The sequence below is a fragment of the Jejuia sp. G7-7 genome, assembly GCF_055808955.1.
Map to the genome: position 1 here is coordinate 1,442,886 of NZ_JBVVSZ010000001.1, position 24,105 is coordinate 1,466,990.

Genomic DNA, 24,105 nt, shown 5'->3' on the forward strand with positions numbered 1-24,105 from the left:
ATGTTTAAAAATATTTTTTCTTTTGAAGGTAGAATTAGGAGGCTTGAATTCGGGATAAGTTATATTATTTATATGATTTATGCTATTATAATTAATGTAATTGCTGATAATGAGGTAAGCTCATTAACCTCTTTAATCACGTTGATTAGTTTAATTCCTGCTTTATGGTTCTTATGGGCGCAAAGCGCTAAAAGGTGCCATGATAGAGGGAATAGTGGCTGGTATCAAGTCATTCCATTTTATGTTTTTTGGATGATTTTTGCAGATGGAGATCCAGGTTCAAATGAATATGGAGGTAATCCAAAAGGTATCGGATATGATACTGAAATAGATGACATTGGAAAACCTATTGATAATGAATTACCTAAACAACTAAACGAATAAATTGAAACTTTTCAAGCCATTCTACATACAACCTCGTTTTTTCTATGCTGGCATTGCCATTGTGGTGTTATTTGCGTTAAGTTATTTTATACCGTTGTTATTCAATATTGCCCAAATATCCATTTTAGTATTAGTGGCTCTGTTTTTTCTCGATATTTTGATTGTATTTATAGGAAAGCAAAAAATTGAAGCTAGTAGAGTTGTTCCCGATAAATTTTCAAATGGAGATGCCAACAACATTGAGCTTTCAATTAGAAATAATTATCCGTTTTTAGTCTATTTAGAAGTAATTGATGAAGTCCCTGAACAATTTCAAATTAGAGATTTCAAAATAAAAGAAAGTGTTAGTCCTCGAAAAACAAGACTAATCAACTATAATCTAACACCCAAATCACGTGGCGAATACCATTTTGGAAGTTTGAATATATATGCTTCATCTGCCTTAAAATTGGTTGCAAAACGATTTACGTTCAATAACAATGTAATGGTGCCCACCTACCCAAGTTTTAAACAACTCAAAAAGTTTGAGTTGCTGAACATCAATAAAAACGCCATGGACTACGGACTTAAAAAAACACGTCGTTTAGGGCATACCATGGAGTTTGAACAAATAAAGGATTACGTATTAGGCGACGATTTACGCACCATAAACTGGAAAGCTACCGCAAAGAAAAACCAATTAATGGTCAATCAGTTTCAAGATGAAAAGTCGCAACCCGTATATTCTATAATTGATAAAGGCCGTATTATGAAAATGCCATTTAACGGTTTAAGCCTTTTAGATTATGCTATAAATGCAACATTAGTCATCAGTAATATTGTACTAAAGAAACACGATAAAGCTGGCATGCTATCCTTTTCTAAAAAGATTGAAAATATAGTAGTTGCAGAACGTCGTAGCGGACAAATGCAACTCGTTTTAGAATCACTATACAATGTTAAAACAGATTATTTTGAAAGCGATTTCGGCAGACTTTATGCCAATATTAAAAGACACATCACGCATAGAAGTCTACTTTTAATGTACACTAATTTTGGGACACTAGATGCGTTAAATCGTCAACTCCCCTATTTAAAAGCCATTTCCAAAAGTCATTTATTAGTAGTGATATTCTTTAAAAATACAGAACTAGACAAACTCATTCATAACAAAGCCGAAACCGTACAACAAGTTTACGATAAAGTAATTGCCGAAAAATTCGATTTCGAAAAACGACTCATCGTCAACGAACTTAAAAAATACGGCATCTACTCCATTCTTACCACCCCAGAGAATTTAACTGTAGATACCATAAATAAATATTTAGAGATAAAAGCTAGAGGATTGCTTTAACATAAAAAATATTTGGACGTTACCCCTAAAAGGGGTCGGGCTTTCCAATACAATCTTTTTTTCGTGCCTCAAAAAAGGATTTCCTCTACAATCCCTAACGCACGTTCTGCCGAAGCAAGTCACTAAAAGCGAGATTTTTGCATGTCAAATTATTTTTTTAAACAAAATCAACAACCCATCCTATAAAAATTACAATTCAGTCATTACAATTATAAAATTCTTTGGTTGTGTTGCATCTTTGAAGTGTAAAACACATAAAACCATATATCATGAAAACATTAACAACATTATTCTTCGCATTACTAATAACAGTTAATTTTAGCAATGCACAATCAGAAGCAGCAACAGAAACAAACGGAAACTCAATTACAATAACTATTCAAAACATAACTAACAATAAAGGAAATGTTGTGCTAGCATTGCACACGGAAAGTACATTTATGAAAAGTCAAGGCATTAAAAGTGCAAAAAGTAAAATCGTAGATGGGAAGATTACAGTAACCTTTAAAAACGTAGTTCCTGGAACATATGCAATAATGGCATTACACGATGAAAATGAAAACAATAGAATGGATTTTGACGCTAGCGGAATGCCAAAAGAATCATATGGTATGTCCAATAACCCAATGAGTTTTGGACCACCACAGTATACTGAGGCTAAGTTTGAAATGAGTTCAGAAAATTTAGAAATGACTATTAAATTTTAATCACACAAACATATTTATCATATTGAGCCTAATCGAAAAGTATTTTTTTTCAATTAGGCTCAAATTATGTCTTGGTTTATCAATAAACAATCTCTTTTTCAAAAAGTTTAACTTATAATAAACAGCTTTTCCTATAAGTTTTATTGATAGTTTTTATATTTTTGCTGCTCAATATTTCACTTATGACAATTACCCAATTATATTACGTTTTAGCGGTTGCAGAACATCAAAACTTTACAAAAGCAGCCGAAAAATGTTTTGTAACTCAGCCTACGCTTAGTATGCAAATTCAAAAATTAGAAGATCAACTAGATGTTTTAATTTTTGACAGAAGTAAAAAGCCTATTGAGCTAACTGATGTGGGTAAAAAAATTGTACATCAAGCTAAAAATATAGTTAATGAATCTTACAGAATTCAAGACATTGTAGATCAGCAAAAAGGGTTTATTGGTGGCGAATTTAAATTAGGAATCATCCCAACGGTAATGCCTACGTTACTCCCTATGTTTTTAAAAACCTTCATAAAAAAGCATCCAAAAATCAAGCTTAAAATTGAAGAGCTAACTACCGAGGAAATCATTTATCGTATTAACGAAGGCCACCTAGATGCTGCCATTGCTGCTACACCTCTTGAAAATGAAAATATAAAAGAACGTGTACTTTATTTTGAACCTTTTGTAGGATACATTCCCAAAGGGCACAAACTACATACCAACAAAAAAATTAAAGTAGACGAATTAGTAATTGAAGACATGTTACTTCTTGAAGATGGCCATTGCTTTAGAGACGGTGTTTTAAACCTGTGTAAAGCATTTAAAAACCATGACGATGATAAATTTCAACTAGAAAGCGGTAGTATTGAAACCTTAATAAAACTATCTAATGAAGGTTTAGGCATGACGCTACTACCTTATCTACATACTCTAGATTTGAATGATAAGGCGAAAGAAAATCTTCATTATTTTGAAGAACCCTCTCCTGCTAGAGAAGTGAGTATTATTTATCACAAAAGTGAATTAAAAATGCAAATTATTGAAGCTATGCAATCTGTAATTGCAGGAATTGTGCGTGGTGCTATTAAGTTTCAGGATGTAAAAATTATTAGTCCATTACCAAAATAAAACTAAAAAAGCGACCAAGTTGGCCGCTTTTATTATGCTTTTAAATAAATCATACATTGATTTAGTTCTGGGTTTTGCTGTACAAGAGAAAGAATATAAATTTTAAGCTCTTCAATCTCATATGGTAGTAAACGTTCTACTGCCTTTTGCACTTCTCTGCAAAACAATGTTGCATCAAAACTTACTTTACTCAGTACAGTTTTAGTATACTCTAGCATTGCTCTTGCCATGTTTTGTTAAGGTTTTAGGTTTGTAATTAAAAGTAGATTTTTTTATGGGTATATATTGTTTTGTTATTTAACCTTAAAATTAATCAAAAATTACATCAGTTTGTAATTTTAGCAGGACTTTAACATTATTAAAATCCATTATCCCCATCCAACAAATCCCCAATACCTCCAAGAATACTGCCTTCTCCTTTATTTTTACCACCTGCCCTTGGTGCAGATGCTAATACTCTGCCTGCTAATCTACTAAATGGTAAAGATTGAATGTAAACCGTTCCTGGACCTTGTAGTTTAGCAAAGAATAAACCTTCGCCGCCAAAAACTGTGTTTTTAATACCACCAACAAATTCAATGTCGTAATCTACAGTTTGATCAAAACCTACAATGCAACCAGTATCAACTTTTAAAGTTTCGCCAGCTTGCAATTCTTTCATAGCCATTGTGCCACCTGCATGTACAAATGCCATACCGTCGCCTTCTAGTTTTTGCATGATAAAGCCTTCTCCTCCAAAAAGTCCACGTCCTAATTTTTTAGAAAATTCTATACCTACACTTACGCCTTTTGCAGCACATAAAAATGCATCTTTTTGGCAAATAAATTTACCTCCAAAACGGTTTAAGTCTATTGGAATAATTTTTCCTGGATATGGGGAAGCAAATGATACGTTTCGTTTTCCTGTGAGGTTGTTGTAAAAGGCGGTCATAAATAAGCTCTCTCCTGTGAGAATACGTTTTCCTGCACCTAAAATTTTGCCTAAAAAGCCAGAATCTTTTTGAGAACCATCGCCGAAGATAGTTTCCATTTTAATGCCGTCGTCCATCATCATAAAGCTTCCTGCTTCGGCTACAACACCTTCTTGTGGGTCTAATTCTATTTCTACGTATTGCATTTCTTCGCCGTAGATGCGATAATCAATTTCGTGTGATGTCATTTTTTATGTTTTTTGTTGATTCGTTTATATGTTGATTTCTTTTGGGTTTTGTTACACGTTTTTAAAATTCCAAAAATAAATTCCAAATTCCAAACTGAGATAAAAATGTTGTTGTCGCGCAAAGGCGCTAAGACGCAAAGTGATGCGTGATATTCTAATTCTCTAAATATAATCACTAACATCATCCATAGGAATCCATTCTTTCATCTCTGGAAGAACTCTTTTTTGCATAAAATCAAAAAAATCAGAGTGTTCAGATTCTATAATATCCCAATCTTTTACATTATTTCCAAATGATAAATGAAATACAACCACATTCTCAGTTAATACTCCATTTAAAATTTCAAATCCAGCGAATGTATCCATATCTTGCCTTCTTCCAAAAGTCAAAATTTCTCGATTTTGTTTACATTCGATTTTAAATCTTTTGTTAATCGATGAATTAATATCGATTTTAGATTCAAAATTCCAAGGTATAAATTGAATAAGATTTAATTTAGAAAACCAATTATATGAATTAGGTATTTCGTGTCCTTTTTTCATTCTTAAATATCTAACTTTTAACTTTAACACTCCACTCAAAATTAAAAGTAGAGACTACAACACCTTCTTCATTTACCCCAACAGATTGCATCCATAAGGTTTGCCCTTCTCCTGTTTCTATGGCTTTTTTAAGTACCTCATCAATAGCTTTTCCATCGTTACAAGTAAATCTTATTTTTCCAATAGCTTTTTTGGTAAATGTGGCATTGTTTGAGGTGACTAACATAGACACACGTTTACCAGATTCTTGAATTTTGCTCATCATTAATGCACCAGTTGAAAACTCTGCAGCCATACCTTGTACTGCCCAAAACATGGATTTAAATGGATTTTGATTTATCCATTTGAATTTAACACCTACCGTACATTTCTCGTTATCGATATGTTTTGTTCTGACACCGCACAGATATGCTGCTGGCAGTTTGAACATGGTATAAGTATTTAGTTTTCTTGGTGTTAATATCATTATGTTTCCTTTAATTTTTTACTAAGTTATAAAATTTAAACAGATTACTAAATGTTAATTTTATGTTAATTTTTAGTACTATGTGTAACAAAGTACCTTCTTTTAGACATATATTTGCATAAGAAACTATTATATGTTTTTAATCAATCATCAAAATCATGTTAGATAATCATCAAAAAAACATCGCTACTTTTATTCACTTATCCACGTTTAGTCGTTTTTTTATTCCTTTAGGAAATTTTATTGGTCCGCTAATTTTATGGAGTGCCAATAAACAAAAATCAGAGTTTGTTGACCAACACGGGAAACAAGCATTAAACTTTCAAATAAGTATGTTGCTGTATGCTGTTATTTTAGGTACGCTAGCCATTCCGTTTTTTGTGTTTAAGCTTATTGGGAGTTTTGATTTTCTAGATTTTAACGGGTTGCATAATTTTCATATTTCGTTAGACAAACCTTCACCTCTGCTTTACATTGGTGGCGGCTTAGGTGTTTTTGCAATAATTGCTTTTATAATTGAATTGGCGCTAATTGTAGTGGCGAGTTTAAAGGCAAGAGATGGAGAGGTTTACAACTATCCGTTTACTATTAATTTTTTGAAATAGTTTATGGCTTATGAGGAAACTGAAAACAGTAAACTAACCCGCGTTAGGGATTATAGTGGAAAGCCCACAGCGAGGTACGAGCGAGGACTTGGAACGGAAAGCCCGACCCACAGGGTAACGCCCAAATAATAATTTAGAATAAAAATTTCATCAAAATAATCATCGATCTAATCAATCACATCAATCAAAAAATGAACAGTTTTACAACATTAAACGAATGACACTATGAAGATAGAAAACACAAAAGCGCAAATGCGTAAAGGCGTACTGGAATTCTGCATACTATCTGTCTTGAAGGACGATGACGCTTATGTAGCAGAAATTTTAGGCACCCTGAAAGACGCAAAGTTGCTGGTGGTAGAGGGTACAATTTACCCTTTATTAACACGACTTAAAAATGCTGGACTTTTAAATTACAGATGGGAAGAATCTACCTCTGGACCGCCAAGAAAATATTACGGTTTAACCGAAACAGGGAAACTTTTTTAAAGGAATTAGACACTACTTGGAGTGAATTACATAACGCAGTAACCATAGTAACAAGCCAAAAAACACCAAAAAAATGAATAAAACAGTCAACATAAATTTAGCAGGTATATTTTTTCATATTGATGAGGATGCGTACCTAAAATTGCAACGCTATCTTGAGGCTATAAAACGTTCATTTACAGACTCTCAAGGTCGATCTGAAATTATTGCTGATATTGAAGCGCGTATTGCTGAACTTTTTAACGAGCGTGTACAAAACGACAAGCAAGTTATTAGAATTAAAGAGGTAGACGAAGTTATTACCATTATGGGGCAACCTGAGGATTACTTGGTGGATGAGGAAATTTTTGAGGATGAACCTCAGCCTACATACACTCGTAAATCTTCGCCATCCAAAAAATTATATAGAGATACGGATAACTCTTATATTGGAGGGGTTTCTTCTGGATTAGCACACTATTTTGGTGTAGACGTAATTTGGATTAGATTGGCTTGGATACTTTTGGTTGCTGGGGCTGGTACTGGTATTTTACTTTACATTTTACTTTGGATTTTAGTTCCTGAAGCTAGAACAACAGCCGAAAAAATAATGATGACAGGCGAACCTGTTAACATTAGTAACATTGAAAAAAATCAAGGACGGCTTTGATTCAGTAACTGAAACGGTTGGGGATGTTGCGAAAAATGTTACGGACTCCGTTTCTAACGCTGCAAAAAAAGTAGATGTAAAAAAGGGAGCTAACTCCATAAAATCTACTTCTAGAGGTTTTTTTGATGCTCTTGGAGATGTTATTATGTTTCTATTTAAAGTGTTTGCCAAATTTATTGGTGTTATACTAATATTTATTGGTGCAGTAACTTTAATAGCACTTATTGTGGCGTTGTTTTCTGTAGGTATTTCAGATGCTGTTAATATTCCAGGATTTGACCTTGTTGATGCTGCAAATGCTGCTAATACACCTGTATGGCTAGCATCTTTATTGATGTTTTTTGCTGTTGGTATTCCGTTCTTTTTCTTATTCTATTTAGGCTTGAAAATTTTAGTAAACAACTTAAAGTCTATTGGAAACATTGCTAAATTCTCATTGTTTGGGCTTTGGCTAATGGCTATTGTTGGGTTGATTGTGATTGGTGTAAAGCACGCAAGCGAACATGCTTTTGATGCCCATGTTACTCAAAAAACACCATTAAATATAACAGCCAATGACACCTTAAATATTAGAATGGTTGGTAATGATAGCTATTTTAAATCAAGATCTGGACATCTTTATAGAGACCATCATTCATTTAAATTGGTACATAATGAGAATGGAGAAAAGCTAATTTACACTTCTGATGTGAGGCTAATAGTTAGGTCTACTAAAGATTCTTTGGCATCTATAAGTATTGAAAAGAATGCAGAAGGGAGTAGCTATCAAATTGCTAAAGAACGTGCTGAACAAATTAATTACAACTATACGCTTGCTAATAATGAACTCTTATTAGACTCTTATTTAACGTCTGATTTCAAAAACAAATTTAGAGACCAACAGGTAAAACTTATTTTGTATTTACCAGAAGGTTCAACTTTATTTGCTGATGATAACACATATTCGTTCCATAGAAATGTTTCTCAGTATAACGATATTTTGGAAAATGGTATGGAAGAGCATTACTTACTAATTATGCATAATTCTACAAAGTGTTTGGATTGTGATGAAGACGAATTTGAAGTAAACGTTGATACCGATGGTGTTAAAATAAATGAAGATGGTATTGAAATTAAAGATCATGAAAACAGCGTAAAAATAAACAGAGACGGAGTTAAGGTTGAAGCTGAAGATGTAAAAGTTAATATCAATTCCAATGGAATTGATATTAAAACGGACCAGTAACAATTCATCATTAAAAAACGACAATTCGGAAATATAAGTTATTAATCAATAGGCTTTTAAAATATATTTGAATAATAAATAAATCATCAATCTAAAAAACAAATAACCATGACAACACTAATTAGAATTATTATCGCATCCATTTTAAGTTTAGCACTTTTCTCCTGTAATTTCGATATGAATTGGAATTCTGGTGTGAAAGGCAACCGAAATGTGGTAAAAGAAACTAGAACCTTAAATGCATCTTTTTCAAGCATTAGAGCTACAGAAGGATTAAGCGTTTACTTAACTCAGAGTAACACCGAAAGTGTTACCGTAGAAGCCGACGAAAATCTTCAAGAACTTATTTTAGTTGAAGTTATAGACGGTGTTTTAAAAATTCACACCAAAGAAAATATAGGTAGAGCAGCTTCTAAAAGAGTAAATGTAAGCTATAAATCTATTACTGGTATTACATCAACAAGTGGAAGTAATGTTTACTCAACAAATACAATTACTACTGAGTCGTTAGATTTAAAATCAACAAGTGGCAGTAATATGAAAGTAGCTATTGAAACGAATAATTTAAACTGTGAATCCACAAGTGGAAGTAACTTGAAAATATCTGGAAAAGCTCAACGATTATCAGCCAAAGCAACTAGTGGCAGCAACATTAAAGCTGGCGATTTAATTGCAGAATCTTCACAAGTAAAAGCTACAAGTGGTGCTAATGTAACTGTTAATACCTCTAAAGAATTAATAGCAAAAGCTACAAGTGGAGGTGGTATAAAGTATTACGGAAATCCAGAAAAAGTAGATGAAGATAAAAGCTCAGGCGGAAGTATAAGAAGTAATTAGAATTAGTCAACTAAACAACCACTATACTTTTAAAACCATCTTGAAACTTAAAAAGTTTGGGATGGTTTTTGTTTATATTTGTTTGAAATATTTGTTGATAAGGTTTTTTCTTATTTAAGTGACTTATAATCTATTAAGTGTGTCTAAATGGTAACCAACAACATTAGTAATTAATCCTTTTAAAATGAAAAAGTCACTTATAGCTTCCCTCTTTAGTTGCTTCTTAACTATATATTGTATTGCTCAAAACCCTGAAAAGATTAAAGGAAATAGATTAGTTTCAATAGTAAATACTGAAATTGATGCATTCCACACCATCGCTTTAGATGAAGACTTTGAAATAGATATTATTTACAATAAAATACCATCTGTTGAAATTGAAACTGACGATAATTTACATGAAGTGATAGATTTCATAGTTAAGGATAGCGTACTCTATTTTAATAAATTGAAAAAAATTACTTCAAAAAGAGATTGAATATTAAAGTAAATTATGATGATTTACTCCAATATATAGAGACTTCTGATGATGCTGAAATAAATGGATTAACTCCTTTGGATTTATACAATGGTTCTTTAAAAACTAGTGGCTCATCAAAAGTTGCTTTAACTCTAAAAACTGATTATTTTAATTTTGAAGGTGCTGATAAATCTAAAGTGAAATTAAATATTACTGCAGATACTTGTATGGTAAACATGCGAGGAAACAGCAAATTACAAGCTTTGATTAATGCTCCGAGATTTGTTGGTGCTTTTGATGAAAGAAGTAACGCTGATATTGAAGGTAATTGTGATACCGCTACATTAGAATTAGATAATAATGCTCAATTTGATGGTAAGAATTTCACAATTAATACTTGCGAGGTTACTTGTAATATTTCAAGTGATGTTTATTTAGAAGTTATTAAAACTATTAGTATAGACGCCACAGGATCTAGTGCTATTTATTTGTATCAAAATCCGCAAATAACTATCAATTCTATGACGGATACTACTAAGCTTCAGAAGAAGGTAAAGTAGTATATACCATTGATTAGTTTGGAATAATACTTTTAGGGATATCTAGTTTTTTATCATCGGAATCCAACGCAAAATCACTAATAGCATAGGCATCTAACTTACTCCAATCAATTTCAACTCTACCATCGCCTAAAACAATATCTGTGAGTTTCTTTTGAAACCACTCAGACAGTTTTTTGTAATCCTTATTGAGCGCAACATTATTTTGTTCTTTAGCATCTACTCTTAAATCAAATAAAGCAGCTTCAACAGTTTCTAGAGATTGATTTCTTGCCCAATCCAAACCTGTCCCAGGTGGTACTTGTTTTCCTGGTTTGCTATTTTTTTCTTTGATACGCATTGAAAACGCAAAATCTTTTCCTCTTATATATGCTCTGGGGCCATAAACATGATTCATTTCACCCAAAACATAGTCTCGCTTTACACTTTTATCTTTGGCGATTTCTGCCATATCGTAACCATCTAAATGCTCGTATTTCTTTTCAGAAAGATCTGCGTTAGCGGCAGATAAAGCTGTTGCATAGATATCCACATATTCCACATAATTTTCGCTTACTCTATCTACAGGGTATTTTGTAGTATTAGATCCAGCTAAAACAATAGCACCTCTATTGGAAGTATCATAAGGTGCAAACTTTGCTTCTATACCTTGCTCGCCTAAATGCCAACCATGGTCTCCAACTGTTAAAATAATTACATACTCTTGTTTATGTTTCTCATTGTAGGCTTTAAAATCTTCTATAGCTTTACCTATTAATGCGTCGGCATAGGCACAAAACGCATAATAATCTGCAATAGCCTGTTGCTTATCTTCTGAAGAAAGTCCATCAATTTTCATATTTTGATATAACTTGAGAAGTTGCGGAGGTAAAGTTTCATGCTCTGCTTTTTTATCAAAATCTGGAACTTTATAAATTTTGTTTTTAAATTGATCTCGAAAAGATTTTGGAGCTAATACTGGTGTATGCGGTAAATGAAAATTTAAACTCATAAATTGAGGTTCATTTGTTTTTGGTCCATTTACTATTCTTCCTGAATAGGTTCTAAACTCTCGGTTTGGACTATTTAGATAATTCTGAAATTCTTTTAAAATAAAACCATCAAAGGTTTCAAAAGCAGGTCTAGGGCTTTCTCCTCCAATAATCATATGATTTTGTTTTCGCGTGTATGCTCGTAAAATTGAAAACTTATTATCAACATCAATCATATGATTGATATCGCTTTTGGCTTTAGAATCAGGAATAACACGAAGGTTAATATCTTTAGCTAAAAAGAAATCTTCGGTTCCAAGTTTTTTACCATCTATCATTACTTTTTCTTTATTACTGAAATCTGTAAACCCAAGAATTTGCAAATCGTTTTTACCATTTAATTCATGATCGTAATACCATGGACTTTTAAATGTAGGCTTTTGCTTTTTTTCATCCCATGACAGTAATCGGAATCCGAATTTCCCATAAATAGAAGTACCATATCCTAATTTTTTCATGGCTTCTGGCAACAAATCTTTGGTTTGAGAATTTCTGTTATGTCCGACTTCAAAACCTGTAATTCCATTATGATGCGGATATTGACCTGTCATCATTGATGCTCTTGAAGGCGCACACGCTGGAGAATTACAATAGGCATTAATAAACAAAGTGCCCTCTTTAGCCAGAGCATCTATATTCGGGGAACTTACATAACCCAAAGCACTATCGTCTTGTCCGATTGTAGCACGATTAAAAGCTTGTACTGCATCTGCTCTGTGGTCATCAGTAATTATCCATAAAATGTTAGGTTTACTTTCTGTTTGCGCATTTAACTTCAAACAAAAAACGATGAGTAAACTTAACTTGACAAATGCCTTCATATTAATTATAGTATTTCCAAAAATCATATTCTCTTCCTTTTGCTTCTGTTTTAGTATCGCCAAACATTACTGCCTGTTCTTTCATTTCTTTCCGCATAGTATTTAGTATTTCCTTGTATTCAGGTAAAAAAGATAAATTGTTAGTTTCCCAAGTGTCTTCAGTTATATTGAATAATTGGGTTACTCTAGAACCTGCAATATACAAGCCATCCTTCCAATGATTGCCATCTGCTTTTACATATTCAATCAATTTATAATCGCCTTTTCTATAAGCTCTTTGAAATTGTTTATAAGCATGATATGTTGAATTTCTAACTTGTGTTTCATTATTTGAAATAACAGGTATTAAACTTTTTCCATTTGCAGATTTTGGCGCATTAACACCTACCAAATCGCAAACTGTTGGAAAAATATCATGAGTATAACTTAGGGCATTTATGCGTTTTCCCTTTTCATTTATAAATCCTCCCGAAACTACAAAAGGCACATGAATTCCATCTTCATCATACACACTTTGTTTACCAATTAATCCGTGATTCCCGACAGCCAAACCACTATCTCCAGCAAATACAATCAACGTATTTTTATACTTACCGCTTGACTTTAAAGCTCCAATTACTTTTCCTATTTGATGGTCTAGATGGCTAATTATGGCATAATAGTCTGCCAAATGCTTTTTAGCAACTTCAGGAGTTCTTGGCCATGGCGCTAGTGCTTCATCTCTTAATACCATATCGCCATTATCAAAAGGATGTTGCGCCATGTAAGATGGAGTTAATTCAATAGCCTCGTGCGGATACATTTCCAAATATTCTTGTGGTGCTTGTCTTGGGTCATGTGGTGCATGAAAAGCCAAATACATAAAAAACGGATCTTTCTTTTTATAATTCGTAATGTATTTTGTAGCATGTTCTGCAAAAACCTCTGAGGTATGCGGCCCATTTTTTTCGGTTCCTATTGGCCCTCTTTTGTCTTCACTAGTCAAACCTCTTTTATAAGATTACCTTGAGTATCATATTCTAATAAATAAGCATCTTTTCGTTTATAATTACTGTTTTTATCAAAATCCCAAAATGGCATTCTAAAATGGTCTACCAAATAACCATCACGTCCCATAATTTTATCTCCAGAATCAAAAGAGCGATTTAAAGATGCGTTATCCTGATGCCATTTCCCAACTATATGCGTATTGTAGCCAGATTTTTTAAACCACTCCCCCATTGTTGTATGCGCTTCAGGAATAGTTCTACCAATACCGTCTAAAGAAAATAAATTCCTTCCCGTAAGTAACATAGCACGACTAGGTACACATGTTGCTCCTGAAAAAGCACCCTGTAAATAGGTATTTGCAAACGCAATACCATCATTTACTAACATATCCATATTAGGAGTTTTAACTGGCATACCACCAAGTGCGTGAACACCAGTATATCTATGGTCATCAGTATAAATTACTAATATATTGGGTTTAGTATTGTTAGTATTTTGAGCACACGCAAAAAGTACTTTAACAAAAAGAATAATTACTAATAACTTAAGTTTCATATTTAATTTTAATATAATGAGTTTAACACAAAAAAATGAAAATAGTTTCATTCTCTTAGTAACAAATCTTCTAATCTTCACAACTATTGATAATCTTTTTAAGTCATTTTTATATTGGATAGTTTTATATTAGTTTTTTAACTAATATCTTTAGTGATTAAGTATCAGTCTATAACAAACTATAAATATTGAAATATCTAAATTTAAAACTAATCAAATGAAAAAAAGCATTCTTTTGGTATTTATTACTCTTATCTGTTTTAAAAGTTTTTCACAGAAAGACTATGTTCCAACAGCTTCAAATTTAGAAGCAAGACAATGGTTTGAAGATGCTAAATTTGGCATGTTCATTCATTGGGGTGTCTACAGCATTTTAGGTGATGGTGAATGGGTTATGCAAATACAGAATATTTCGGTAGATAATTATGAAAAACTTCCTTCATTCTTTAACCCAATTGAGTTTGATGCAAGAGCATGGGTAAAAATAGCTAAAGACGCTGGCATGAAATACATTACGATCACAAGTAGGCACCATGATGGCTTTTCAATGTTTGATTCTAAAGCAACAGATTACACTATTGTAAAAAGCACACCCTACAAAAAAGATATATTAAAAGCATTAGCAACCGAATGCAAAAAAGAAGGCATCAAATTATTTTTTTATTATTCTCTTTTGGATTGGAATAGAGATGATTATTTTCCACGAGGACGAACGGGAAATGGTATTAAAGGAAGAGAAGAAGGGAATTGGAAGGATTACATAGACTTCATGAAGGCACAATTAAAAGAACTATTGACAAATTATGGAGAAATAGGTGGTATTTGGTTTGATGGTGATTGGGATAAAAAAACGGCCAATTGGCATTATGATGAAATTTATAAATTGGTTCATGATTTACAGCCACAATGTTTAATAGGCAATAATCATCATGAAGCTGTAAAATCAGGCGAAGATTTTCAAATGTTTGAAAAAGATTTGCCTGGAAAAGCAACGCAACGCTTTGCGAGTAAATCAGAAGATATTGGTTCACTTCCCAAAGAAGTCTGCGAAACCATAAATGGGTCTTGGGGTTTTAATATTCGTGACAATAAACATAAAAACAAAAAAGAACTTATTCAATATTTAATTAGTGCCGCTGGCTATGATAGTAATTTATTGCTAAATGTAGGACCTATGCCCAATGGAGAAATTCAACCAAAACATATTCAGTCATTAAAAGAGATTGGAGATTGGCTAAAAGTTAATGGAGAAACAATATATGGTTGTAAAGCCGGAAGTATTTCTCCTTCAGAAAACATGGTGTCTACGCAAAAAGGAAAAACACTCTATCTTCATTGGCTAAATAATGAGTCTACAATTTTCATACCTGATTTTAATAAAAATATCTCTTCAATAAAACTCTTCAAAAACAAAGAGAAATTAAAATTTAAAAAAGATAGTTATGGCTTAACATTAAAGATTCCTGAAAATGCTTTAAACGATATTGATACCATAATTGAAATAATATTAAAATAAAATGACAAAGTTCAGTTTAAAAAATAAAACAGTAATAGTTACAGGTGGCGGAAGTGGTATTGGTAAGGCAATAGCCCTAACCTTTGCAGAACAAGAAGGGAAAGTCCATATTCTAGATTTTAATATTGAAGCTGCTCAAAAAACAGTAAACGAGATAAAAAACAATGGTAATATAGCTCAAGCCCATAAATGTGATGTAGCAGACCAGCAAAATGTAAATGCAATTGTTAAAAAAATTACAGAAACTGAAAAGATAGATATTTTAGTTAATAATGCAGGCATAGCACATGTTGGTAATATTGAGACAGTAGAAGAAGCAGATTTAGATCGACTTTATCAAGTTAATGTTAAAGGGGTTTATAATTGTATTAAAGCTGCTATTCCATCGCTAAAAAAAGGTGGTGGTGTTATTTTAAACCTTGCTTCTATTGGGTCTACGGTTGGGTTAAACAATCGTTTTGCTTATTCTATGAGTAAAGGAGCTGTACTTACTATGACCTATTCTGTAGCTAAAGATTATATAAATGAAGGTATACGATGTAACTGTATAGCTCCTGGTAGAGTACACACCCCATTTGTAGATGGATTTATCAACAGAAATTACCCAGGTAAGGAAAAAGAAATGTTTGAAAAGCTGTCAAAAACCCAACCCATTGGCAGAATGGGAGCACACAAGAAATTGCAGACTTAGCACTATTTTTATGCTCCGATGAAGCAGGCTTTATAACAGGATCCAACTACCCAATTGATGGTGGTTTTGTAACACTAAATGCATAATAATAAATTATAACTAAATGAAATTAATACGATTTGGAGCGGTAGGTAAAGAAAAACCAGGTATTCAATTAGAAAATGGTTTAAGATTAGATACATCTAATTTTGGAACCGATTACAATGAAGAATTCTTTGGAAACAATGGCATTGAAAAACTAAAAAATTGGCTTGAGATGAATCAATCTAATTGCCCAGTTATTAATACAAATGAACGCTTAGGTCCACCACTCGCTAGACCTTCTAAAATTGTTTGTGTTGGGTTAAATTATGCAAAACATGCCCAAGAAGCTGGTATGGAAATCCCTAAAGAGCCTGTTATATTTTTTAAAGCTACATCTGCTATTGTTGGTCCATTCGATGATATCATAATCCTGAAGGGAAGTTTAAAAACAGATTGGGAGGTTGAGTTATCTGTAGTAATTGGTAAAAAAGCTTCGTATGTAGAAGAGAAAGATGTATTAGGCCATATAGCTGGATATATGTTGCATAATGATGTGAGTGAAAGAGCATACCAACTAGAGCGTTCTGGTCAATGGGTTAAAGGAAAAAGCTCTGATACTTTTGCACCAATAGGACCTTTTATTGCTACTAAAGATGAAATTAAAAACCCTAATAACCTCAATTTATGGTTAAAACTAAATGGGGAGTTAATGCAAAATAGTTCAACATCAGATTTTATTTTTAGTGTTCAGCAAGCCATAAGCCATATTAGTCAATTTATGACTTTACTTCCTGGCGATATTATATCAACTGGAACGCCTTTTGGAGTAGGTATGGGATTAAAACCACCATTATACTTAAAACCTGGAGATATCGTAGAACTTGGTATCGAGGGTTTAGGTAGTTCTAAACAAAAAGTAAAAGCGTACTCATAAATCTGACAATGGAGAATTTAAAACTTTGCTTTGTTTCATCTTTAATAATGTTAGTATTAACATGTTGCAAATCCCCTGATGCTATAGAAACTCAATCAGATTCTTTTTCAGATGTCATTGAAAAGCTATCTACTATTGATGATTTAAAGGTTTTGAAATATAAAAATTCAGCGATTGCTGTTTCTGGTAGCTACCAAGGCAAAATCTTTTCAAGTACTGCAAATGGATTAGATGGAAAATCATATGGTTATATCAATTGGAAACTATTTAATGATAAAACTCATGAAACAAACTTATCAAAATTAGGAGGAGAAAGCAGAATGTGGTTTGGACCCGAGTTTGGCGAATATTCAATTTTCTTTGATGAAGGAGCTGAAAGAGATATTGGCAATATGAAAATTTCTCCAGAATTAAACACAAAAAAATTTCAACTTATTAAAAAAGATTCTCTTTCAATCGTTTATGGTTCTGATATGGAAATTAGAAACACAAAAGGTTATATTTTTAATATTAATGCAACACGAAAACTTTCGCTTTTAACAGAATCACAAATTGAAAGTGATTTGGATATTACATTGAATGAAAACATAGCTTATGTAGGGTTTTCTACAGAGACAACCATCAAAAACTTAGGTAAACAATGGCAAAAAGAAAAAGGCCTTTTATGCATTTGGGATTTAGGGTGTATGCTAACTAGTCCTGACAATCGAGTTATCATTCCTCTTCAAAAAGAAACAGATTCAGTAACAGGGTATTTTACACCTGTTACTTCAGATAGATTATTAATTAAAGACTCTGTTGTGTTTTACAAAGCAGACGCTATGGGGTTGAATAAAATTGGTATTAAATCTCATTTATCCAAAAATATTATGGGTAGCTATTCGCAAAAAAACAAGCAGCTAAATATTATAAAATTTACTTTTGAAAATGATGCGCTTTATGTCAACTCCTTACCCGAAAACACATCTCCGTATGATGGCGATGTCATCAATATATTTAATGGCGAAGTAAATGAAACTTTAGATAGAAACTGGCCATTTTATGAATTTGAATCTTCTTCTAGCGCTAAAGAATTAGGTACGAATGAAACGCAATATCATAGACATACTACCTATCATTTTGAAGGAAGTTTCGAGGATTTGAATATCATCAGTAAAAAGGTTTTAAAAGTAGATTTGAACGAAATCCCAAAATTCTAAACTCAATATAGAGAATACAACAAATATGCTAAATAAATATTTCCAACTAAGCCTCATTTCTCTAATCTCTCTATTAAACTTCTACGCTATGGCGCAAAATACCGAAAATAAAAACCAAATTTCGCTCGATGGCAAATGGGATATTATTTTTGATCATGATAATGAAGCCATAACTAAAAAATGGTATTTAAATGAAATTTTTGACTTAAACCCAAACATTAAGACTATTGATGTCCCGAGTTGTTGGGAAACAATTGAAAAAATTATGAAGGTGTTGGTATTTACAGAACAACCTTTAATATTCCTGAAAATTGGAATGATAAAGTAGTCGAACTTCATTTTGACGCTGTTAATTACAAATCAGAATTTTGGTTAAACAATGAAGTTGTTGGTTTTCATGAAGGAGGTTATACCCCATTTAGTTTTAGAGTGGACAAACTTATGAAAGCTGGCGAAGAAAATGTGTTAATTGTTAGGGTAATTAGCCCTATTATCTTAACCGATAAAAACATAGATGGCTTAGGAAGACAGGAAGTACCCATGTGGCGTGGTGCCATAACTGGTGGAATTTGGCAATCGGTTACTATAAAAACAAAAGGAACAACAGGATTAAAAGATGTTTTTATTGATCCCAGAATAGGTACTAATACTGCAATTTTTAATATTGAAATTGAAAATATAAAAACTCAATTAGAAAAAGTAGAATTAGCTATTCGAATTGTATCAAAAGAAGGCAATGAAGTTGCTACTGAAATTAAAGAAGTTGAAGTTCTACCTGGAAAAAATGAAATACAATGGGATTTAAAAATTCCAGAAGCTAGGTACTGGTCTCCTAAAAACCCATATTTATATAAAGCTGAAGTTAGTTTAAAAACTAACGGTAACATTTTAGATAATTGGAACACCAAATTTGGAATGCGAGAGTTTACCGTTAAAAATGATGCGTTTTATTTAAATGACGAACTCTTATATTTAAAAGCTGCGTTTTTTGAAGGCTTGTACCCCGTTGGTTTAGCCTATCCAGAAAATCGAGAAATGGCTATTAAGGAAATACAACTAGCCAAAGAAGCTGGATTTAATATGATTCGTCCTTGGCGTAAACCTGCACCAAAAATGTGGTTAGATTTATGTGATGAAATGGGCATGCTAACCGTTGGCAGTTTGGTTGTAGAATGTATGCACCGCCCAATTTCAACACCACGATTACCATTTATGGTAGAGAATGAATTGCGACAAACTATCTTAAGCAATAGAAACAGGACATGCATTGTACAATGGGAATTATTCAATGAAATTAACCGCCCTATTTTGGCTCAAATGTTAAATTCCATGTCGATTTTGGCTCGAGAATTAGATCCTACTCGTATGATTTTAGATGAATCTGGTGGATGGGGAGAAGGCGCAAATATTTACTTGCCTTTTGAGCGTACGCCTAAAAAATTCAACGATATCCATCACTATAGCGGTTCTCAAGTTGATGAAAAAGAATTCAATGGTTATTTAGCAACTGCAAAAACTGATGATGATAAGAAAAAGTTGAACTTGGGTAAAACTAAAGGCTATGGTAAAAATGTGGTTCCTGGAATTATGTCCTATATTTCTGAATTAGGTTATGGAAGCACACCAAATTTAACTTCAAATAACAAAGATTTTGCTTCAAAAGGAAATCCTATTGTAGCACCTACCATTTATCATAAAGCATTAGATGATGGCTACAACAAAGCATTGCAAAAAAGTGGTTTTAATAACATATACCCCGATGTAACCACACTATATTTAGAGCAACAAAAAATGCATGGCATTGCCAACAAGCGCATGATTGAAGCTACGCGTTTAAATTCTACAGTAAAAGGTTATTGCATCCACGCCTTAGTTGGTGGCGATTGGGTTTTAGGTGCAGGTTTACTTGATTTATGGCGCAATCCAAAAACGTTGGTGTACGGTATGACCAAAGAAGCTAATCAACCACAAACCACTCCCATAAGAATTCTTCCAAGAAATATTTATGCTAAAAAAGGGGCTACTCTAGAAATTCATGGCGTTAACGAACTTGAAAACGAACCCGTTAGTATTTCTGTGAAAATTAGTTCTGAAGAAGGTAAAGAAGTGTTTACTAAAAATTTTGAGACGGACTTTACTTCTGGTATTTCAAACCTGTTTTCAACAAAGCTGAATACCGAAACTTACTGCGGAAACTATACTGTTAAGGTTGAAGTAAAAAATAAAACAGGGAAAGTAATTACTAATAATTATCAATCTTTTGACGTTTTTCAATCGGAACAATTAGAAACGCCTTCAGTTAAAATTGCAGTTGTAGATTTTGATAATACATTATCTAATTTTCTTAAAAGCAAGCATATTGAATTTGTACCTTTTAGTAAAAACTTAAATAAAAATATTCCTGTTTTAGTTGGAAAAACAGATAAAAAAGATGAGAAATATCTAGAAACTGTTGAAACCTTGCGCAAGTTTGCAAAAGATGGCGGCTATATAGTATTTTTTGAAGTTCTTGGAAAAAAGATTCCAGGTTTTAATCGAAAATTAGAAGAGGTTGATGTGGAAGGTTTACCTTTTGAAGCGGAACTTCATCAAAAATGGACTACTCGTGGTGGTTGGGCAGCAAAATCTCATATTGTTACAAAACATCCTGTTTTTGAAGGTTTACCTACTAAAACGATTATGCATGGAGTTTATGAAAATGTACATCCAGATGTTTCAATGTCTAAAATAAAAGGCGACTATATAGTAGGATTAATTGGTTATGATCATTTTCCAAATAACGATATTATGGTGCGTCATTTTAATGGTACGGGAGACGTTTGGTGGGCAGCAGATGTTTTAGAAACACCATTTGGAAAAGGCAAAATGCTACTTTCTACTCTAAGAATTATTGAGTTTTTAGACAAAGATCCCGTTGCTGAAAAATTACTTTTCAATATCATTAACTACGTTTCAAAATGATGATGCTATATAAAGCACATATAAACTGGAAGCTTATAGCGTTGTTCACATTGGTTATCCAATACTATGTTTTTGGGCAAAACGTAACTAAATTAAAATACGGAGTTAAAGGCATTTGGTCACAAAATGTATCCGAGAATATTTCATTAAAAAAATGGCAAGCACAATGGATTTGGATGCCAAATGATGTACGATCTGATGTTATGCTTGCGCGACGTTCGTTTCATTTAGATGAACTTCCAGAGGAAGCCACGCTAAGAATTACAGCGTCTTCAAAATACGAATTACACATAAATGGAAAAGCTATTATTCAAGGACCTGCGAGAAGTGCTCCTCATCATCAATACTTCGATGTTTTAGACATAAAATCTATTCTTAAAACTGGCAAAAACACTATTGCGGTTCGCGTTCATTTTCAAAAAGGAAAAATATCATATCATCTAAAGGGAAGAGCAGGATTATTGGCGCAGTTAGATTTAAAAGACAACAACGAATCAACAACATTATTTACAAATAACGCTTGGAAAGTTATGCCAGATGAATCTTGGGACAACAATTCTAAAATCATTGGAAGGTTTCAATTGGTAGTAAACGACAATATTGATTTTAATAAAAAAATAGCCGATTTTCAAGCAATAGATTTTGATGACACAAAATGGAAACAGGCAACAGCATTATTAAGAAATTCTGGTTGGCCAGCACCAAAAAAAGATGAGATAGCAACACCATTAACAACACCATGGACGTCTCTTGTACTTCGTGATATCCCTTATTTAAGTGAAGCCAACGTAAAACCGATAAATATAATTGAAGCCAAACGAATTCAACATTCAGAGTCTAAAGCTTCAATACTGGATATTCCAGTTACATTAAATGGAACAATTGACAAAAAATTTCGAAAAACTTAAAAAGCTTTTTAAATAGAAATCAACCAATCATACTGCCTCCCTCCGATGAAAATAAAACTTGGTTTTTACTTTTTGATTTTGGAAAAGTAATTAATGGCATGCCAAAATTAAGTATTGAGGGTTCAAAAAACACAGAAGTTTATATCCTAGAAGCGCCTTATATCCTCAATGAGAAATTCTCACATAAAACTGTGGATTCTGAATTTGCTGACAAGCTTGTTCTATCTGGCAGAAAAGATGAGTGGCAATCGATGTATTTTAAGCCTACACGTTATTTGGCAATTGCAACTAAAGGCAGCAAGAGTGCTATTAAAATCAATTCTGTCGGAATACATCAAATATCTTATCCGTTCGAATTAAAAGGAAGTGTTTCAACTCCAGAAGCGCCTTGGCTGGAAAATTTATGGCACGCAGCGGTAAAAACAATTGATGTTTGCACTACAGATGCTTTTACAGACAACTACCGGGAGCGCAGACAATATGCACAAACTGGTTATTATGCCGCATTAGGGAATTACTTTACCTATGGCGATACGCATCTACAAAGAAGGTATTTAATCCAAATTGCCCAAGAACAGCAGGCAAATGGTTTAATGCCTGCTTATGCACCATTGGCACGTGATGATTACATGGTTATTTTGGATTCAAATTGCTTATGGATCTCGAAGGTTTATATAATTACTTTTTGTATTCTGGAGACACCGAAACTGTTCGTTATTTATTACCTACTGCACAAAAACTGATGCGTTTATTACATTCTTACACAAACGAATTAGGAATGCTTGATAGCCCGCCTTATGCATATTGGTTAGACCACACCTTGAATGATCGCCGAGGTGCAAACTTATGCTTAAACGGACATTATCTAGGTGCCCTAGATGATTTTTCAATGCTTTTAAATTGGCTCAATATAATTGAAGAAAGTCTAATTTTAAAGAACGTGCTCAACTTTTAAGAACATCAATTTCTTCAAGTTTTTGGGATGAAGAAAAACAGTTATTTGCAGATGCCTTTATTAATGGACAACGCTCAAAGCAATTTAGTGAGCATGCCAACGCTATGGCTTTAGCTTTGAAAGTTGCTACTCCAGAACAAGGCGGCATAGTTGCAAGACAATTATTGAAAAAAGACCAACATAATTTTATAAAAAGAACTAATGGAATGACTATGGTAAGTCCTGCTATGTCCTTTTTTCTGCATAAAGGATTGGCTATATATGGCTATGAAGAAGCATCTCTTGAAATGTTGAATACGCGGTTTAAACATATGCTCAAAGATAAAACCAATGGTACACTATGGGAAGAATGGTGGTTGGATGGTTCTGGGAGAACAGGTAAATTTCAAGGAGGAAGAACCCGTAGTGATGCACAAACCGAAAGTGCCTTCCCACCTGCACTAATTGCTGAATATGTTCTAGGAATGAAAGTTACAAAACCTGGCATGAAAGAAATTTTGATTTCTAGACCTCATACAACTTTAAAACAGGTTTCTGCTGACATACCAACACCTCATGGAATAGTAAGCATAGTATGGAATTTAAGCTCTAGAAAAGAAATTCAACTTAATATCCCTAAAGGCATTATTGTTAATCTTGATGTTTCCAGCCTTAAAGGCAATTTAAAAGATATCTTTTTAAACGGAGAATCGATAGATTCAAACGCAAAAAACTTAATATTAAAAAAAGGTATTTATAGCATCAAATTTTAAGTGTTTACTTTGTATTGATAATTTCCATCATATCTTTATGTAGCTTAGTTTTTATTTGCTGATATTTTTCATTTTCAGCCAAATTATACCACTCATAAGTGTCGTTAGCATTATGATATAATTCTTCTTTTCCGTTTCTGTATAAAATGTAACGCCAATCTTTTGTTCTGTATGAATAGTTTTGCTGCAAAACATAATCTTCTTCTAAGTCTTTAATAATTTCGATGTGC

General features: G+C 32.9%; 27 protein-coding genes and 2 pseudogenes. 21 read left to right on the plus strand and 8 right to left on the minus strand.

All coding sequences use genetic code 11. From position 1 onward, the window contains the following. From AC0L5U_RS07145 to AC0L5U_RS07160, 4 genes are all read left to right on the plus strand, one after another. Nucleotides 1–384 carry a DUF805 domain-containing protein gene (locus AC0L5U_RS07145; RefSeq protein WP_473415549.1) on the plus strand — a complete coding sequence of 128 codons (384 nt, stop codon included), beginning with the start codon at nt 1–3 and terminating at the stop codon, nt 382–384. A gap of 1 nt (nt 385) precedes the next feature. Then, nucleotides 386–1,717 (plus strand): DUF58 domain-containing protein, encoded by a 1,332-nt coding sequence (locus tag AC0L5U_RS07150; protein ID WP_473415550.1) that lies wholly within the window; start codon nt 386–388, stop codon nt 1,715–1,717. Nucleotides 1,718–1,986: 269 nt separating this feature from the next. Next, the gene (locus tag AC0L5U_RS07155) at nt 1,987–2,424 is read left to right on the plus strand and encodes a DUF2141 domain-containing protein (protein ID WP_473415552.1); all 438 of its coding nucleotides are present in this window, start codon (nt 1,987–1,989) and stop codon (nt 2,422–2,424) included. A 182-nt stretch (nt 2,425–2,606) separates the two neighbouring features. Further along, nucleotides 2,607–3,545, plus strand: coding sequence for a LysR substrate-binding domain-containing protein (locus tag AC0L5U_RS07160; protein WP_473415554.1), 939 nt, complete (start codon nt 2,607–2,609; stop codon nt 3,543–3,545). Between the two features lie 32 nt (nt 3,546–3,577). On the opposite strand, the gene AC0L5U_RS07165 is transcribed toward AC0L5U_RS07160, so the two are convergent. From AC0L5U_RS07165 to AC0L5U_RS07180, 4 genes are all read right to left on the minus strand, one after another. Then, nucleotides 3,578–3,775, minus strand: a complete 198-nt coding sequence (locus AC0L5U_RS07165; protein WP_473415555.1) for a hypothetical protein — start codon at nt 3,773–3,775, stop codon at nt 3,578–3,580. Nucleotides 3,776–3,903: 128 nt separating this feature from the next. Then, entirely contained in the window at nt 3,904–4,704 is an 801-nt protein-coding gene (locus AC0L5U_RS07170; RefSeq protein WP_473415557.1) for a TIGR00266 family protein, read from the minus strand. Nucleotides 4,705–4,866: 162 nt separating this feature from the next. After that, nucleotides 4,867–5,247, minus strand: coding sequence for a hypothetical protein (locus tag AC0L5U_RS07175; protein ID WP_473415559.1), 381 nt, complete (start codon nt 5,245–5,247; stop codon nt 4,867–4,869). Nucleotides 5,248–5,257: 10 nt separating this feature from the next. Further along, nucleotides 5,258–5,713: a DUF4442 domain-containing protein gene (locus AC0L5U_RS07180; protein ID WP_473415562.1), complete on the minus strand. Its 456-nt coding sequence runs from the start codon at nt 5,711–5,713 to the stop codon at nt 5,258–5,260. Between the two features lie 158 nt (nt 5,714–5,871). Here AC0L5U_RS07180 and AC0L5U_RS07185 point away from each other — a divergent pair, with 158 nt between their 5' ends. From AC0L5U_RS07185 to AC0L5U_RS07215, 7 genes and pseudogenes are all read left to right on the plus strand, one after another. Then, complete coding sequence (locus AC0L5U_RS07185) at nt 5,872–6,318, plus strand: DUF4870 domain-containing protein (protein ID WP_473415563.1); 447 nt, start codon at nt 5,872–5,874, stop codon at nt 6,316–6,318. A gap of 225 nt (nt 6,319–6,543) precedes the next feature. Continuing rightward, a pseudogene (locus AC0L5U_RS07190) lies at nt 6,544–6,884 on the plus strand (PadR family transcriptional regulator). Then, complete coding sequence (locus AC0L5U_RS07195) at nt 6,881–7,456, plus strand: PspC domain-containing protein (protein WP_473415564.1); 576 nt, start codon at nt 6,881–6,883, stop codon at nt 7,454–7,456. Before AC0L5U_RS07190 ends, AC0L5U_RS07195 begins: the two are co-directional and overlap by 4 nt. Next, a complete protein-coding gene (locus tag AC0L5U_RS07200; RefSeq protein ID WP_473415565.1) occupies nt 7,431–8,681 on the plus strand; it encodes a hypothetical protein in 1,251 nt (416 codons plus the stop codon). The genes AC0L5U_RS07195 and AC0L5U_RS07200 overlap by 26 nt, the downstream gene beginning before the upstream one ends. A 108-nt stretch (nt 8,682–8,789) precedes the next feature. Beyond that, nucleotides 8,790–9,518, plus strand: coding sequence for a head GIN domain-containing protein (locus tag AC0L5U_RS07205; RefSeq protein ID WP_473415567.1), 729 nt, complete (start codon nt 8,790–8,792; stop codon nt 9,516–9,518). A 184-nt stretch (nt 9,519–9,702) separates the two neighbouring features. Continuing rightward, nucleotides 9,703–9,996 (plus strand): hypothetical protein, encoded by a 294-nt coding sequence (locus tag AC0L5U_RS07210; protein ID WP_473415570.1) that lies wholly within the window; start codon nt 9,703–9,705, stop codon nt 9,994–9,996. After that, nucleotides 9,993–10,538 carry a GIN domain-containing protein gene (locus tag AC0L5U_RS07215; RefSeq protein ID WP_473415571.1) on the plus strand — a complete coding sequence of 182 codons (546 nt, stop codon included), beginning with the start codon at nt 9,993–9,995 and terminating at the stop codon, nt 10,536–10,538. Before AC0L5U_RS07210 ends, AC0L5U_RS07215 begins: the two co-directional genes overlap by 4 nt. Nucleotides 10,539–10,551: 13 nt before the next feature. Here AC0L5U_RS07215 and AC0L5U_RS07220 read toward each other — a convergent pair whose 3' ends face one another. Genes AC0L5U_RS07220 through AC0L5U_RS07230 form a run of 3 tightly spaced genes read right to left on the minus strand, consistent with a single transcriptional unit; the run spans nt 10,552 to nt 13,935 of the window. After that, nucleotides 10,552–12,417 (minus strand): sulfatase-like hydrolase/transferase, encoded by a 1,866-nt coding sequence (locus AC0L5U_RS07220; protein ID WP_473415572.1) that lies wholly within the window; start codon nt 12,415–12,417, stop codon nt 10,552–10,554. After that, nucleotides 12,392–13,375 carry a sulfatase-like hydrolase/transferase gene (locus AC0L5U_RS07225; protein WP_473415573.1) on the minus strand — a complete coding sequence of 328 codons (984 nt, stop codon included), beginning with the start codon at nt 13,373–13,375 and terminating at the stop codon, nt 12,392–12,394. Before AC0L5U_RS07225 ends, AC0L5U_RS07220 begins: the two co-directional genes overlap by 26 nt. Continuing rightward, complete coding sequence (locus AC0L5U_RS07230; protein ID WP_473415574.1) at nt 13,372–13,935, minus strand: sulfatase-like hydrolase/transferase; 564 nt, start codon at nt 13,933–13,935, stop codon at nt 13,372–13,374. The genes AC0L5U_RS07225 and AC0L5U_RS07230 overlap by 4 nt, the downstream gene beginning before the upstream one ends. A 217-nt stretch (nt 13,936–14,152) precedes the next feature. On the opposite strand from AC0L5U_RS07230, the gene AC0L5U_RS07235 reads away from it, so the two are divergent. The 10 genes and pseudogenes from AC0L5U_RS07235 to AC0L5U_RS07280 all read left to right on the plus strand — a co-directional run bounded on the left by AC0L5U_RS07235 (nt 14,153) and on the right by AC0L5U_RS07280 (nt 23,875). Next, nucleotides 14,153–15,451 (plus strand): alpha-L-fucosidase, encoded by a 1,299-nt coding sequence (locus AC0L5U_RS07235; RefSeq protein WP_473415575.1) that lies wholly within the window; start codon nt 14,153–14,155, stop codon nt 15,449–15,451. Between the two features lie 70 nt (nt 15,452–15,521). Continuing rightward, nucleotides 15,522–16,228 (plus strand): annotated as a pseudogene (locus tag AC0L5U_RS07240) (SDR family NAD(P)-dependent oxidoreductase). 17 nt (nt 16,229–16,245) lie between these two features. Further along, a complete protein-coding gene (locus tag AC0L5U_RS07245) occupies nt 16,246–17,100 on the plus strand; it encodes a fumarylacetoacetate hydrolase family protein (protein ID WP_473415576.1) in 855 nt (284 codons plus the stop codon). 47 nt (nt 17,101–17,147) lie between these two features. After that, nucleotides 17,148–18,299 (plus strand): DUF6786 family protein, encoded by a 1,152-nt coding sequence (locus tag AC0L5U_RS07250; RefSeq protein WP_473415578.1) that lies wholly within the window; start codon nt 17,148–17,150, stop codon nt 18,297–18,299. Between the two features lie 88 nt (nt 18,300–18,387). Then, nucleotides 18,388–18,627: a hypothetical protein gene (locus tag AC0L5U_RS07255; RefSeq protein WP_473415579.1), complete on the plus strand. Its 240-nt coding sequence runs from the start codon at nt 18,388–18,390 to the stop codon at nt 18,625–18,627. Further along, nucleotides 18,600–21,260, plus strand: coding sequence for a glycoside hydrolase family 2 protein (locus tag AC0L5U_RS07260; RefSeq protein WP_473416197.1), 2,661 nt, complete (start codon nt 18,600–18,602; stop codon nt 21,258–21,260). Before AC0L5U_RS07255 ends, AC0L5U_RS07260 begins: the two co-directional genes overlap by 28 nt. Beyond that, nucleotides 21,260–22,168: an alpha-L-rhamnosidase N-terminal domain-containing protein gene (locus AC0L5U_RS07265; protein WP_473415580.1), complete on the plus strand. Its 909-nt coding sequence runs from the start codon at nt 21,260–21,262 to the stop codon at nt 22,166–22,168. The genes AC0L5U_RS07260 and AC0L5U_RS07265 overlap by 1 nt, the downstream gene beginning before the upstream one ends. 32 nt (nt 22,169–22,200) lie before the next feature. Continuing rightward, nucleotides 22,201–22,911, plus strand: coding sequence for a family 78 glycoside hydrolase catalytic domain (locus tag AC0L5U_RS07270; RefSeq protein ID WP_473416199.1), 711 nt, complete (start codon nt 22,201–22,203; stop codon nt 22,909–22,911). Next, nucleotides 22,911–23,123, plus strand: coding sequence for a hypothetical protein (locus AC0L5U_RS07275; protein ID WP_473415582.1), 213 nt, complete (start codon nt 22,911–22,913; stop codon nt 23,121–23,123). Before AC0L5U_RS07270 ends, AC0L5U_RS07275 begins: the two co-directional genes overlap by 1 nt. 8 nt (nt 23,124–23,131) lie before the next feature. Further along, entirely contained in the window at nt 23,132–23,875 is a 744-nt protein-coding gene (locus tag AC0L5U_RS07280; protein WP_473416200.1) for an alpha-L-rhamnosidase C-terminal domain-containing protein, read from the plus strand. A 4-nt stretch (nt 23,876–23,879) separates the two neighbouring features. Here AC0L5U_RS07280 and AC0L5U_RS07285 read toward each other — a convergent pair whose 3' ends face one another. Next, nucleotides 23,880–24,065 (minus strand): hypothetical protein, encoded by a 186-nt coding sequence (locus AC0L5U_RS07285; RefSeq protein ID WP_473415583.1) that lies wholly within the window; start codon nt 24,063–24,065, stop codon nt 23,880–23,882. Nucleotides 24,066–24,105: the final 40 nt, after the last annotated feature.